Raw genomic sequence first — 12,701 nt, forward strand, 5'->3', positions numbered from 1 at the left:
CTGGCTTTGCACGCCGATTGGCTGATTCCCGACTGGCCCGCGCCCAGCAATGTGCGGGCGGTGTTCACCACGCGCGCCGGCGGCGTCTCGCTGCCGCCTTATGACAGTTTCAACCTGGGCGACCATGTGGGCGACAGTGCCGAGCATGTGGCGGCCAACCGCGCCTTGCTGCAGCAAGCCATAGGCACGCAGGCCGTTTTTCTGCAGCAGGTGCATGGTTGCGAGGTGCTGGCGCTGGAGGCAACAAGCCTTGACGGCCGGCCCGCCGATGCCTGTGTCACGGTGCAGCGCAAAGTCGCTTGCACCATCATGGTGGCCGATTGCCTGCCGGTGCTGCTGAGCACCGCAGAGGGCGATGTGGTGGCCGCTGCACACGCCGGCTGGCGCGGCCTGGCCGGCAGCCGTGAAACCGGCGGGCAGGGCGTGCTGGAGTCGACTCATGAGTCTTTTAAGGCTCTAGCGCAGGCCGGACGGGCGCAGGCAGCTATTGATACGATAGCGTGGCTGGGCCCTTGCATTGGGCCTTCGGCCTTTGAGGTTGGCGAGGAAGTGAAGTCTGCGTTTGTCGCGGTGCTGCCCGAAGCCGGTGCCTGCTTTGCTGCGGCGGGGTCGGGCAAGTATCTGGCCAATCTGCCGGCACTGGCGCGCCTGCGCCTGCAGGCCATGGGCATCAGCCGGATTTACGGCAACGATGGCAGCTTGCCCTGGTGCACGGTGAGCAATCCCTCAAGGTTCTTTTCGTACCGGCGTGACGCCGGGATCGGCGGCAACGGTTTCGGCACCACCGGCCGCATGGCTGCCTGCATCTGGCGCGATTGAAGGACTGGCCTGGGCGATGTGCCGTTCCCGCTCTTCGGCCTGGCGTTTCTTGATGGCCTTGCTGCGCGCCGGCGCGCCCATCAGGTAAACCACCAATGCCACAGGCCCTAGTCCATAGAGTAGAAAGGTGATGAGCGCACCCAGCAGTGTTCCGTTGCTGTTGGTTGCTTCTGCAACACTCATCATGAGCACGACATAAATCCAGGCGATAACAATCAAATACATAAATACGTTGCGCTTAGTCAGAGATCAGGTAGCAAACCCTACGATACTGAACTGACAGTGAACTCAAAAAAGTCAGCATGGCTCAATACGAGGGGAACAAGATGAATTCTGACGCAAACTGGGCCCAGTCGGCCCAACAGATGCAAGAGATCTTTGGCGCCGGCCTGCAACAAGCGATGGGCGCCATGGCCGGCCTGGGCCTACCAGCCGGTTTTCCTGGCATGACGCCGCCGCCTTTGAAGCCGGCCACCTTGCCTTCCGTGCAGTTCGACCCGGCCAAGCTTCAGGCGCTGCAGCAACACTATCTTGAAGACGTCACGGCTCTGTGGAATCAGTGCCTGCAGCCCGGCGATGCGGCGCCCGCCGCGACCGACCGGCGCTTTGCCGCCAAGGCCTGGCAGAACAATCCGGTCTCCAAGTTTTCTGCCGCCGCCTATCTGCTGAACGCCCGCGCCCTGATGGGTCTGGCCGAGTCTGTAGATGGTGATGCCAAGACCCGGGCGCGCGTGCGTTTCGCGGTTGAGCAATGGATGGCGGCCAGCGCGCCCAGCAATTTTCTGGCCCTGAACGCCGAAGCCCAGCAAAAAGCCATAGATACCAAGGGCGAAAGCATCGCCAAGGGCATGCAAAATTTGCTGCACGACATGCAGCAAGGCCATGTCTCCATGACCGACGAGAGCCTGTTCGAGGTTGGCAAAAACGTCGCTACCACCGAGGGCGCGGTGGTATTTGAAAACGACTACTTCCAGTTGCTGGAATACAAGCCGCTGACGGCCAAGGTCTACGAAAAGCCTTTCCTGTTCGTGCCGCCCTGCATTAATAAGTACTACATCCTTGATTTGCAGCCCGAAAACTCACTGATCCGCCATGCCGTGGCCCAGGGCCACCGCACCTTCGTGCTGAGCTGGCGCAATCCGGATGAGTCCATGGCCGGCAAGACTTGGGATGACTACATCGAGAATGCCGCCATCAAGGCCATTGAGGTAGTGCAGGACATCACCGGCGCCGAAACCATCAATGCCCTGGGCTTTTGCGTTGGAGGCACGATTCTGGGCACGGCGCTGGCGGTGCTGGCGGCGCGCGGCGAGAAGCCGGTGGCCAGTGTCACGCTGCTGACTTCCATGCTGGACTTTAGCGACACCGGCATTCTGGATATTTTTATTGACGAAACTTCCGTCAGCTTTCGCGAAGCGGAAATGGGCAAGGGCGGGCTGCTCAAGGGCTCGGACCTGGCTTCCACCTTCAGTTTCTTGCGCCCCAATGACCTGGTCTGGAATTACGTGGTTGGCAATTACCTGAAGGGTGAAACGCCGCCACCGTTTGACCTGCTTTATTGGAACAGCGACGCCACCAATCTGCCCGGGCCGTTTTACGCCTGGTATTTGCGCAACACCTATTTTGAAAACAACCTGATTCAGCCGGGCAAGCTGGTGGTTTGCGGCGAGAAGATTGATCTGCGCCAGCTTGACATGCCGGCCTATCTTTACGGTTCGCGGGAAGACCACATCGTGCCGATAGGCGGCGCTTACGCCTCAACGCAGGTGCTGACGGGCAAAAAACGCTTTGTGATGGGCGCTTCGGGTCACATCGCCGGGGTGATCAATCCACCGGCCAAAAACAAGCGCAGCTACTGGACTCACGACAAACAGCCGGGTGGAAAATTTCCTGCGGCACACGCCGATTGGCTCAAGGGGGCGACCGAGCATCCCGGCAGCTGGTGGACCGACTGGTCGGCCTGGTTGAAAGATCAGGCTGGCAAGCAAGTTGCTTCACCTAAAAACTACGGCAGCCGCAAGCACCCGGTCATAGAGGCGGCACCGGGACGCTACGTCAAGGTCAAGGCCTGAGCTATCGCCAGATTTCACAACAAGGACTCAACTCATGGAAGACATCGTTATCGTTTCAGCCAGCCGCACCGCGGTTGGTAAATTTGGCGGCTCGCTGGCCAAGACACCGGCCACCGAACTGGGCGCGGCCGTCATCAAGGCGGTACTGGAGCGCTCCGGCCTTGGCGCCGAGCAAATTGGCGAGGTGATTCTGGGGCAGGTCTTGACAGCCGGCGTGGGCCAGAATCCGGCGCGTCAGGCGGTCATCAAGGCTGGCTTCCCCCACGGTATTCCCGGCCTGACCATCAATGCCGTGTGTGGCTCGGGTTTGAAGTCGGTCATGCTGGCTGCGCAGGCGGTGGCCTGCGGCGACAGCGAGATCGTGATTGCCGGTGGCCAGGAAAACATGAGCGCCTCCCCGCATGTGCTCAACGGCTCGCGCGACGGCCAGCGCATGGGCGACTGGAAAATGGTCGACACCATGATCGTCGACGGCCTCTGGGACGTTTACAACCAGTACCACATGGGTATCACAGCGGAAAACGTCGCCAAGAAGTACGGCATCAGCCGTGAGGCGCAGGATGCGCTGGCGCTGGCCAGCCAGACCAAGGCGGCCGCGGCGCAAGACGCCGGCAAGTTCAAGGATGAGATCGTTCCCATTTCGATTCCGCAGAAAAAAGGCGATCCATTGGTGTTTGCGGCTGATGAGTTCATCAACCGCAAAACCAGCGCCGAGGGCCTGGCCGGCTTGCGTCCGGCCTTTGACAAGGCCGGCGGCGTGACGGCAGGCAATGCGTCCGGCCTGAACGACGGCGCTGCCGCCGTGATGGTCATGACGGCGAAAAAAGCCGCTGCGCTAGGCCTCAAGCCGCTGGCGCGTATCGCCAGCTACGCCACCAGCGGGCTGGACCCGGCCTATATGGGCATGGGCCCGGTGCCGGCATCGACCAAGGCACTGGCCAGAGCCGGCTGGAAAGCGCAAGACCTGGATTTGCTGGAAATCAATGAAGCCTTTGCCGCGCAGGCCTGTGCGGTCAACCAGGAAATGGGCTGGGACACCAGCAAGGTCAACGTCAACGGCGGCGCGATTGCCATCGGCCACCCGATTGGTGCATCCGGTTGCCGCATTCTGGTCACGCTGCTGCACGAAATGGTGCGACGCGATGCCAAAAAAGGTATTGCCAGCCTGTGTATTGGCGGCGGCATGGGGGTTGCCCTCACACTGGAACGCTGAATTTCAGATAGATTCTTTTAAGTGGGCGCTAGCCCACGTCATTCGGGCGCAATTAGCTACTGAATTTATAGCAAGACGGGTTCGAGAAAATTCCCAATATCAAGGAGCGCACTATGACAAATCGAGTTGCTTACGTCACCGGCGGCATGGGTGGCATTGGAACCGCTATTTGCCAGCGGCTGGCCAAGGACGGTTTTACCGTGGTGGCAGGCTGCGGCCCGACGCGTGACTTCACCAAATGGATTGATGAGCAAAAAGCCCTGGGCTATGCTTTTTACGCTTCGGTGGGCAATGTGGGGGATTGGGATTCCACCGTGGCAGCCTTTGACAAGGTCAAGGCCGAGCATGGGCCGGTCAGCGTGCTGGTGAACAATGCCGGCATCACGCGCGACGGCCAGTTCCGCAAGATGAGCAAGGCCGACTGGGATGCCGTGATTTCGACCAATCTGAACAGCATGTTCAATGTGACCAAGCAAGTGATTGAAGGCATGGTCGAAGCCAACTTTGGCCGCATCATCAACATCTCGTCGGTCAATGGCCAAAAAGGCCAGTTCGGCCAGGTCAACTACTCCACCGCCAAGGCCGGCCTGCACGGCTTCACCATGGCGTTGGCGCAGGAAGTGGCGAGCAAGGGCGTGACCGTGAATACCGTGAGCCCGGGTTACATAGGCACTGACATGGTCAAGGCGATACGTCCGGACGTGCTGGAGAAAATCGTTGCCGGTGTGCCCGCCAAGCGACTGGGCCGGCCGGAAGAGATTGCCTCCATCATTTCCTGGATTGCCTCCGACGAGGGTGGTTATGCCACCGGGGCCGACTTCTCTCTCAATGGCGGCCTGCACATGGGTTGAGTCTTGGCGCGTCGATACTTTCGAACTCCAAAAAACCCGCTTAGGCGGGTTTTTTTGTGAGCGCTACCCCTAGGCAATGAAGCTTGAGAGGCCTTGAGCTGGCCTGTTTTTTGCGTACTCAGTTGAATGCTTGGCGTGGCGTAGGGGAAATGCAAGCGCCTAGTCTCAACTGTAGTAAATTGATTTCTCGCGCGTTCTACGGGGACAGCCTGCCAGTCAGGCTGCGTCGCAGGGCCTCTTCACCCGCTTCCTGAAGGACCTTTTGCCGCCATGCCCCATAGCGTTTCACTGATCAGCACCATCGCCGCCGGCCTAGGCCTGGCTTTGATTTTTGGCTTTGCAGCGGTGCGTCTGCGCTTGCCGGCGCTGGTCGGTTACTTGCTGGCCGGGGTCATCATAGGCCCCTTCACGCCCGGCTTTGTGGCAGACGCTGGCATCGCCAGCCAGCTCGCTGAAATCGGCGTGATGCTGCTGATGTTTGGCGTCGGGCTGCATTTTTCGCTGAGCGACCTGCTCGCGGTACGCAAAATTGCCGTGCCCGGCGCCGTGGTACAGATGACGGTGGCGACGGCGCTTGGCATGGGCGTGGCGCATGGCTGGGGCTGGAACTTGGGCGGGGCATTGGTGTTCGGCCTTTCGCTGTCATGCGCGAGCACGGTGGTCTTGTTGCGCGCGCTGGAGAGTCGCGGAATTGTTGACACCATCAATGGACGTATTGCGGTGGGTTGGCTGGTCGTCGAAGACCTTGCCATGGTGTTGGTCCTGGTGCTGCTCCCCCCGCTGGGCAGCTGGCTGTCTGGTAAGGGCGCTACCGACGTGGATGCGCTGTGGAAGTTAATTGGCTTGACCTTGCTACAGGTGGGCGGTTTTGTGGCCTTGATGCTGCTGGTGGGGCGGCGATTTTTTCCATGGATGCTTTGGCAGGTTCAGCGTACCGGTTCGCGCGAGCTGTTTACCTTGTGTGTGGTGGCGGCGGCGGTGAGCATCGCGTTTGGCGCCACAGCGCTGTTTGGTGTGTCATTTGCGCTGGGTGCTTTTTTTGCCGGAATGGTGATGCGGGAGTCCGAGTTCAGCCACCGCGCTGCCCAAGAGTCGCTGCCGCTGCGTGACGCGTTTGCGGTGCTGTTCTTTGTCTCGGTGGGCATGCTGTTCGATCCCTGGGTACTGATAGAGCGCCCGCTGCAGGTGCTGGCGGTGGTCGGCATCATCGTCGTCGGGAAAACGGTGGCCGCAGGTTTGCTTGTCACGGCATTTCGCTATCCCCTGAATACGGCCCTCACGGTGTCGGCCAGTCTGGCGCAAATTGGCGAATTTTCTTTCATTCTGGTGGGGCTGGGCGCTTCGCTCGGCCTGCTGCCGCCGGAAGGGCAAAGCCTGGTTCTGGCCGGTGCGCTGATTTCTATGGCATTGAACCCGCTGGTCTTCAAGGCCGTTGAGCCTTTTCAGCAGTGGATATTGGCCAAATCAGCGCTGGCACGCAAGCTGGAGGCGCGCGATGACCCCATGGCCGAATTGCCGCCGACCACGGAGGCCAAATATCTTTCGCACCATGTGGTGCTGGTGGGTTATGGGCGGGTAGGCCGACGCATTGCGACGGCGCTCAGCGCCAACCATATTCCTTTTGTGGTGGCCGAGCAGAATCGGGAGCTGGTTGAGCGGCTGCGAGCCCAGGGCCTGGCCGCGGTGTCAGGCGATGCCGTTGATCCGGTTGTGCTGATTCAGGCCCATATTGCCAAGGCCCGGATGCTGGTGATTGCCACGCCAGATACGCTGGACGTGCGGCAGATGATTGCCACGGCCCGTGCGCTCAATCCGGGCATTGAAACCGTGGTCCGTACCCACAACGAGGCAGAGGCCACATTGCTCGATAGCGAGCACGCAGGCCGGATTTTTCTGGGGGAGCAGGAGCTGGCGCAGTCCATGACTCGTCACGTGCTGGAGCGCTCGGGTGCCAGCCTGTCGCAGTCGCAGGGTGTTTAGGTTGTGTCCCAGTGAATCACTGCCGCAGTAAGGGAATTGGTGTCGCGGGTCTGTAGGGCAGGCTACTCCAGATCTTCCATAGCCAGCATGTGGTACTTTTGTGCATAGGAAAAAGGGACCTTGCGCACCGCCTTCATGATGTGCTCCGTGGCCTCCTTGGATGGCACGGGAATCATCAGCGCATAGTGGCCCTCGCGCGCCAGGTCGGTGTATTTGTGAACGGTAGCGCTTTCGGTGCCCACGTGCGGCAGCCTTAGTTCCGAATGGCCATCGGCCTTGCTGATTTCTTCCAGAATCGTTTCCGGTGTCAGCAGCATGATGCCGTCACCGTTGGTTTCGAGCTCCTGTGCCACCTGTCTGGCGTCTTCAACATCTGGAAACATGATGAAGGCGTAGCCTGTCGGGTAAAACACCCCGCCCAGGCTCACCATTTTCCGGGTCAGTTCAAAGTCCTTCATGGCGAATCCTTTCGTGTATGAACGGAATCATCAAAGCGCAAAGATTAAACACTCACTGTCAGCGTTTGCATCCTCTTCCTGTCAGTCGCTGGCGTCAAGTCCAGGCCGGGGAGTTCGAATCGCTTACGCGTTCAAGGCAGCTCTTCCAGTTTGATCGTGGGTTCGGCCATGACGCGTACCGTGCTTTGCAGGCTGTCAAGGAGCTGGTTGGCAAAGTAACTGCTCTGGGTATCGGGCTCCAGGGCCGCAAACACCAGGTTGGCCAGGGGCTGGTTGAGTGGCACGTAGTAACTGCCGCGCGGCACATCCACCAAACCGCGCGTTAGGCTGACTTGGGCATTGATGATGCTATTGCCGTCGGCAATCGGGCCGCGCACATCCTGGCGTTCACCCACGGCACGCGCGGTTTCCCGGTAGCTGTCGCCCAGCACGGAGCCGGACTCGGCGATACGCATAAGCTGCACGCCGTGCAGTCGCAGCCGGTCTACGGCTGTGGTGGAAGCCGCCGACAGCCAGTAGCCGCAGGGACGTGCGCGTACCTTGATGTCGCGAAGCAGGAGAGCGGAGTCCCAGTCCACCGTAATGGCTTTGTCGGCGCCGCTCACGGGGTCCAGCATGAGCAGATCGTGCTGGGCCGCCGTGGGCGCCGATTCAACGGTGGCATCCCCTTTGCAGGCCTGGGTGCTGACGTCTTTGTCGAGATAGGGGCGCAACTGGCCGAGTGCTTTGGTGCGTTGGGCGGTGCTGGCGAGCACACTGGAGATGGCCGTGACCTGGGTGTGCACGCGTCGCTGTATATGCAGCTGGCCAATGCCTACGCCGCGGGTTTCAATCAGCAGACTGACGGCGTTTTTAAGCCCGTTTACATTGCGGTCCGTGTCGGGTTTTGTTCCTCCCATGGAGATTTTTTTGTCGGCCAGATCTGCCGAGGTGGTGTAGTACCACTCGGTGCTAAGGCCCTGAGCTTTGAGCGCGTCCAGCAGTGGACGGCGATACCACTCTTCGGCGGCCTTGGTTAAAAATTCCGGCAGATTGGCCGTGGTGGCGTATTGCAGCAGTGCATCGAACTTTTGCACCGCGCCAAACTTTTCCAGATAGCGGCCAACCACGGTGTATTCATGGGCATCTACCACCACCGTGGGGTGATAGTCGCGCGTGAGCTTGGCCAGAGCCTGGGCTTCTGGCGTGTTGAGTAGCAAGTGATCGCGGTTCATGTCCAGCCCACTTGCGGTAAGGCGCTGGCCTGCGGCCGCGCCGTCAGGATTGGCGCGTGGCACGATGAGCACGTTGATCTGCGCCAGCAAGGGGCGCAACAAGCCTTGCGAGAGCTCCCGGGCGATGACCAGCAGGGCTTCGCTGCCTGCCGGTTCGTCACCATGTTGCTGGCCGATCAGAAGAACGGTGGGGCGACCGGTGGCCAGCACGCTGGCGGCATCGGCGCTATCGGCACGCGTCAGGAGCAAGGCCTCGAGTGCTTCGCCACGCTGCGATTGACCCAGTGGCAGTACCGCCGCCTGCACGCCGGCCGGGCGATTGGCCGCGTTCGCCAGATTGCGCAACCAGGACTGAACCTCGCTATTGGAGGTGAAGCTGGTGCGCCCGGCTTGCAGGCCTGGCGTGTTGTAAGTGACGGCAGGATCGGGGAAACGCGCAGCGACGGCTGCGCTGTAGGGCGCCGCCGGGGTCGTTTTGACTAGGGCGGGCGAGGCAATGGGCGTGCCCGATGGCGGCACCGGGCTGGCGTTGGGTGCGGCCCCCGGCTTTGGTGCGGGCGTGACCTGCGTTTTCTGGGCCGATTGCCCCGGACCCGGCCAGGGTGGCAAAGGCACGGATGTGCAGGCAGCCAGCAGAACCAGTGGGGCAGCCAGCAGGCTGGTGCTTGGAAAACGCTTCCAGAAACCGAACGAAAATCTGACGTTCGAGGCCCTTTGGCAGGGGGTGGCGGTGTTTTTTTTGCTCATGGTTTCAATCGCTTTCAGTTTTGCGAGTGTGGACACCGGTTCTGGTCTTGATACCTATTATCTGGGTTGTCAGCGGGCGTTTGCGGTGATTACAGGGCTTGTTCATGGGCGCTCCCAGTCTGCTGGGATAATTGAAGCATGTCAGTTTTAGCGCCAGAACCCTCCGTTTCTTCATTTTCAGCCTCGCAGCACGGCTCAGTTTCCCCTTGGCGCCTGAGTGTCGCCCCGATGATGGACTGGACCGACCATCATTGCCGCTATTTTCATCGTCTGCTTTCAAGCAAGGCTTTGCTTTATACCGAGATGGTGACCACTGGCGCCCTGATTCACGGTGATGTGGCCCGGCACTTGCGTTTCAACGCCGAGGAGCATCCCGTGGCGCTGCAACTGGGCGGCAGCGAACAGGCTGATCTGGCGCATTGCGCCAGGTTGGGCGAGCAATGGGCTTATGACGAAATCAATCTCAATTGCGGCTGCCCGAGCGAACGGGTACAGCGCGGGGCATTCGGCGCCTGCCTGATGAATGAACCTCAACTGGTAGCCGACTGTGTGAAAGCGATGGTGGATGTTGTCAGCATTCCCGTGACGGTGAAGCATCGTATCGGCATCGATAAAGGCGAAAGCTATGAGTTCGTGCGCGATTTCGTCGGTACGGTGAGCGAGGCCGGTTGCAACACCTTTGTGGTCCACGCACGCAACGCCTGGCTCAAGGGGCTGTCTCCCAAGGAGAATCGCGAAGTGCCGCCATTGCGCTATGAACTGGTGCATAGACTCAAGGCCGAATTTCCGGATCTTTGCATTGCGGTAAATGGCGGTATCACCAGCAGTGTGCAGGTGGCCGAGCAACTGGGTCAGCTCGATGGCGTCATGATTGGCCGCGAGGCTTATCACAACCCCTGGTGGTTGGCCGAGTGGGATGAAACCTTTTACGGTGCAGTGCCTGGTGAACTGAGCCGCGAATCCGTTGAAGCGCAGATGGTGGATTACATGGCTAGGGAGGCGGCAGCACACGGCACACCCTGGAGTTCGATTGCCCGCCACATGCTGGGCTTGCGTCACGGCCTGCCGGGCGCGCGACGCTGGCGTCAGGTCTGGAGCGACCACAAGCTTAAAGCCTTGCATCCACGCGATGTGATGGTGCTGGCGCACGAGAGTGCGCAAAAAAGTGCTTGAACAAAGCGCCCAAGCGCAACCTGCGTCAATTTTGATCTAAGTGCTTTACCTTGTTGAATGAATGTTCTAGAACTTTCTTCACGCTTTTCGGTCTACCCATCACTTGAAACAAGGAGTACATTGAAGTCAGGGAGGCGGTAAAGTTGGGCTGACCGTCATTTCGGAGTGATGTAGTCTTCAAGCGCAATTTGCGAAGGAGGTTATATGGTGGATGTCGTCCGTAACTTTTTGACGCGTTACGAGCAAACGCGGGAAGAGGAACTGTCCCTTGAGGACTACCTCGAGCTCTGTAAAAAGAATCCTCTGGTCTATGCAACGGCAGCCGAGCGCATTCTTGCTGCCATCGGTGAGCCCGAAATATTTGACACTCACCATGACCAGCGCCTGTCGCGTATTTTTGGCAACAAGGTCATCAAGATTTACCCGGCTTTCCGCGATTTCTACGGCCTGGAAGATCCGATAGAGCAGGTGGTTGCTTTCTTTCGCCATGCGGCCCAGGGCCTGGAAGAGAAGAAGCAGATTCTTTACCTGCTGGGTCCGGTCGGTGGCGGCAAATCCTCGATTGCCGAGCGGCTCAAACAGATGATGGAGCAGGTGCCTTTTTATGCCCTGAAAGGCTCGCCTGTCAACGAGTCGCCGTTGAGCCTGTTTAACAATGCTGAGGATAGTCCGGTGCTCCAGTCACAGTACGGCATTTCGCCGCGCTACCTGCAGCGCGTTATGTCACCCTGGGCTGTCAAACGCCTGGAAGAGTTCGGCGGCGACATCCGCAAGTTTCGCGTCGTCAAGCGTTATCCCTCCATCCTGAAGCAGTGCGCGATCGCCAAGACCGAGCCCGGTGACGAAAACAACCAAGATATCTCTTCACTGGTTGGCAAGATCGATATCCGCAAGCTGGAAACCTTCGCCCAGGACGATCCGGACGCCTACAGCTATTCCGGTGGCCTGTGCCTGGCCAACCAGGGCCTGCTTGAGTTTGTCGAGATGTTCAAGGCACCGATCAAGGTGCTGCATCCACTGTTGACGGCAACCCAGGAAGGCAATTACAAGGGCACCGAAGGCTTTGGTGCGATTCCTTTCGATGGGATCGTGATGGCCCACTCGAATGAAAGCGAGTGGAAAGCCTTCAGGAACAACAAGAACAACGAGGCCTTTCTGGACCGGATTTACATCGTCAAAGTGCCTTATTGCCTGCGTGCGTCGGAAGAGGTCAAGATCTATGAAAAGCTGATTAAAAACTCTTCGCTGGCTGGAGCCATTTGCGCACCGGGGACGCTGAAGATGATGGCTCAGTTTGCCGTTTTGACGCGCCTGAAAGAGCCCGAAAACTCCAGCATTTTCAGCAAGATGCAGGTGTACGACGGTGAAAACTTGAAAGACACCGATCCGAAAGCCAAGAGCTATCAGGAGTACCGCGACTATGCCGGTGTGGACGAAGGCATGAGCGGCATCTCGACGCGCTTTGCCTTCAAGATTGTCTCCAAGGTGTTTAATTTCGATTCCACCGAAATCGCTGCCAACCCGGTGCATTTGATGTACGTGCTGGAGCAGCAGATCGAACGCGAGCAATTCACGCCGGAAATTGAACAGCGCTACCTGGCCTTCATCAAGGAAAATCTGGCAGTGCGCTATGCCGAGTTCATTGGCAAGGAAATCCAGACCGCCTATCTGGAGTCTTACTCGGAGTACGGTCAAAATATATTTGATCGCTACGTCACCTACGCCGATTTCTGGATCCAGGATCAGGAATACCGGGATACCGATACCGGTGAGATTTTCGACCGCTCGGCGCTCAATGCCGAGCTTGAAAAAATCGAAAAACCGGCCGGCATCAGCAATCCCAAGGACTTCCGCAACGAGATCGTCAATTTCGTGCTGCGGGCGCGTGCCAATAACGCCGGCAAAAACCCGATCTGGACCAGCTACGAAAAGCTGCGTGCCGTGATCGAGAAAAAAATGTTCTCCAACACCGAAGACCTGTTGCCGGTCATTTCCTTTAACGCCAAGGCGAGCGCAGAAGAAAAACAAAAACACGAGGACTTCCTCAATCGCATGGTGGCCAAAGGCTATAGCGCCAGACAGGTGCGCCTGCTCTGCGACTGGTATCTCAGGGTCCGCAAGAGTTCCTGAAGCCCGCAGTGCTGCACTGCGCCTTATTGCCTATCTACAGACCA

The 12,701-nt window shown here is 59.1% G+C and carries 10 protein-coding genes; 7 read left to right on the top strand and 3 right to left on the bottom strand.

Annotation, left to right across the window (positions count from 1 at the left end):
• Positions 1–6: 6 nt before the first annotated feature.
• Complete coding sequence (gene pgeF, locus BM160_RS13480; RefSeq protein WP_092006567.1) at positions 7–819, top strand: peptidoglycan editing factor PgeF; 813 nt, start codon at positions 7–9, stop codon at positions 817–819.
• On the opposite strand, the gene BM160_RS13485 is transcribed toward pgeF, so the two are convergent.
• Positions 727–1,044, bottom strand: coding sequence for a hypothetical protein (locus BM160_RS13485; protein WP_092006303.1), 318 nt, complete (start codon positions 1,042–1,044; stop codon positions 727–729). The two genes, pgeF and BM160_RS13485, sit on opposite strands and share 93 nt — an antisense overlap.
• Before the next feature lie 101 nt (positions 1,045–1,145).
• Between BM160_RS13485 and BM160_RS13490 the strand changes: the two genes are divergently transcribed.
• The 4 genes from BM160_RS13490 to ybaL all read left to right on the top strand — a co-directional run bounded on the left by BM160_RS13490 (position 1,146) and on the right by ybaL (position 6,935).
• A complete protein-coding gene (locus BM160_RS13490) occupies positions 1,146–2,891 on the top strand; it encodes a PHA/PHB synthase family protein (RefSeq protein ID WP_092006307.1) in 1,746 nt (581 codons plus the stop codon).
• Between the two features lie 34 nt (positions 2,892–2,925).
• On the top strand, positions 2,926–4,104 hold the full coding sequence (locus BM160_RS13495; protein ID WP_092006310.1) for an acetyl-CoA C-acetyltransferase: 1,179 nt from the start codon (positions 2,926–2,928) through the stop codon (positions 4,102–4,104).
• 113 nt (positions 4,105–4,217) lie between these two features.
• A complete protein-coding gene (gene phbB / locus BM160_RS13500; RefSeq protein WP_092006313.1) occupies positions 4,218–4,955 on the top strand; it encodes an acetoacetyl-CoA reductase in 738 nt (245 codons plus the stop codon).
• 270 nt (positions 4,956–5,225) lie between these two features.
• Complete coding sequence (gene ybaL / locus BM160_RS13505) at positions 5,226–6,935, top strand: cation:proton antiporter domain-containing protein (RefSeq protein ID WP_092006316.1); 1,710 nt, start codon at positions 5,226–5,228, stop codon at positions 6,933–6,935.
• 62 nt (positions 6,936–6,997) lie between these two features.
• Here the strand turns inward: ybaL and BM160_RS13510 are convergent, their stop codons facing one another.
• Positions 6,998–7,393, bottom strand: coding sequence for a hypothetical protein (locus tag BM160_RS13510; RefSeq protein WP_092006319.1), 396 nt, complete (start codon positions 7,391–7,393; stop codon positions 6,998–7,000).
• Positions 7,394–7,524: 131 nt separating this feature from the next.
• On the bottom strand, positions 7,525–9,354 hold the full coding sequence (locus BM160_RS13515) for a M14 family metallopeptidase (protein ID WP_092006322.1): 1,830 nt from the start codon (positions 9,352–9,354) through the stop codon (positions 7,525–7,527).
• A gap of 138 nt (positions 9,355–9,492) precedes the next feature.
• Here BM160_RS13515 and dusA point away from each other — a divergent pair, with 138 nt between their 5' ends.
• Both dusA and BM160_RS13525 read left to right on the top strand, forming a co-directional pair.
• Complete coding sequence (dusA, locus tag BM160_RS13520) at positions 9,493–10,527, top strand: tRNA dihydrouridine(20/20a) synthase DusA (protein ID WP_092006325.1); 1,035 nt, start codon at positions 9,493–9,495, stop codon at positions 10,525–10,527.
• A 204-nt stretch (positions 10,528–10,731) separates the two neighbouring features.
• Entirely contained in the window at positions 10,732–12,657 is a 1,926-nt protein-coding gene (locus BM160_RS13525; RefSeq protein WP_369821789.1) for a PrkA family serine protein kinase, read from the top strand.
• Positions 12,658–12,701: the final 44 nt, after the last annotated feature.

Origin of the sequence: Polaromonas sp. OV174, assembly GCF_900112285.1 — a bacterium.
Taxonomy (GTDB): domain Bacteria; phylum Pseudomonadota; class Gammaproteobacteria; order Burkholderiales; family Burkholderiaceae_C; genus Polaromonas.

What these genes read in the sequence shown, in the direction of transcription:
- phbB (WP_092006313.1), top strand. Translation starts at nt 4,218, where the DNA reads ATGACAAATCGAGTTGCTTACGTCACCGGCGGCATGGGTGGCATTGGA.
- BM160_RS13485 (WP_092006303.1), bottom strand. Translation starts at nt 1,044, where the DNA reads ATGTATTTGATTGTTATCGCCTGGATTTATGTCGTGCTCATGATGAGT.
- ybaL (WP_092006316.1), top strand. Translation starts at nt 5,226, where the DNA reads ATGCCCCATAGCGTTTCACTGATCAGCACCATCGCCGCCGGCCTAGGC.
- BM160_RS13510 (WP_092006319.1), bottom strand. Translation starts at nt 7,393, where the DNA reads ATGAAGGACTTTGAACTGACCCGGAAAATGGTGAGCCTGGGCGGGGTG.
- BM160_RS13515 (WP_092006322.1), bottom strand. Translation starts at nt 9,354, where the DNA reads ATGAGCAAAAAAAACACCGCCACCCCCTGCCAAAGGGCCTCGAACGTC.
- BM160_RS13495 (WP_092006310.1), top strand. Translation starts at nt 2,926, where the DNA reads ATGGAAGACATCGTTATCGTTTCAGCCAGCCGCACCGCGGTTGGTAAA.
- dusA (WP_092006325.1), top strand. Translation starts at nt 9,493, where the DNA reads ATGTCAGTTTTAGCGCCAGAACCCTCCGTTTCTTCATTTTCAGCCTCG.
- BM160_RS13490 (WP_092006307.1), top strand. Translation starts at nt 1,146, where the DNA reads ATGAATTCTGACGCAAACTGGGCCCAGTCGGCCCAACAGATGCAAGAG.
- BM160_RS13525 (WP_369821789.1), top strand. Translation starts at nt 10,732, where the DNA reads ATGGTGGATGTCGTCCGTAACTTTTTGACGCGTTACGAGCAAACGCGG.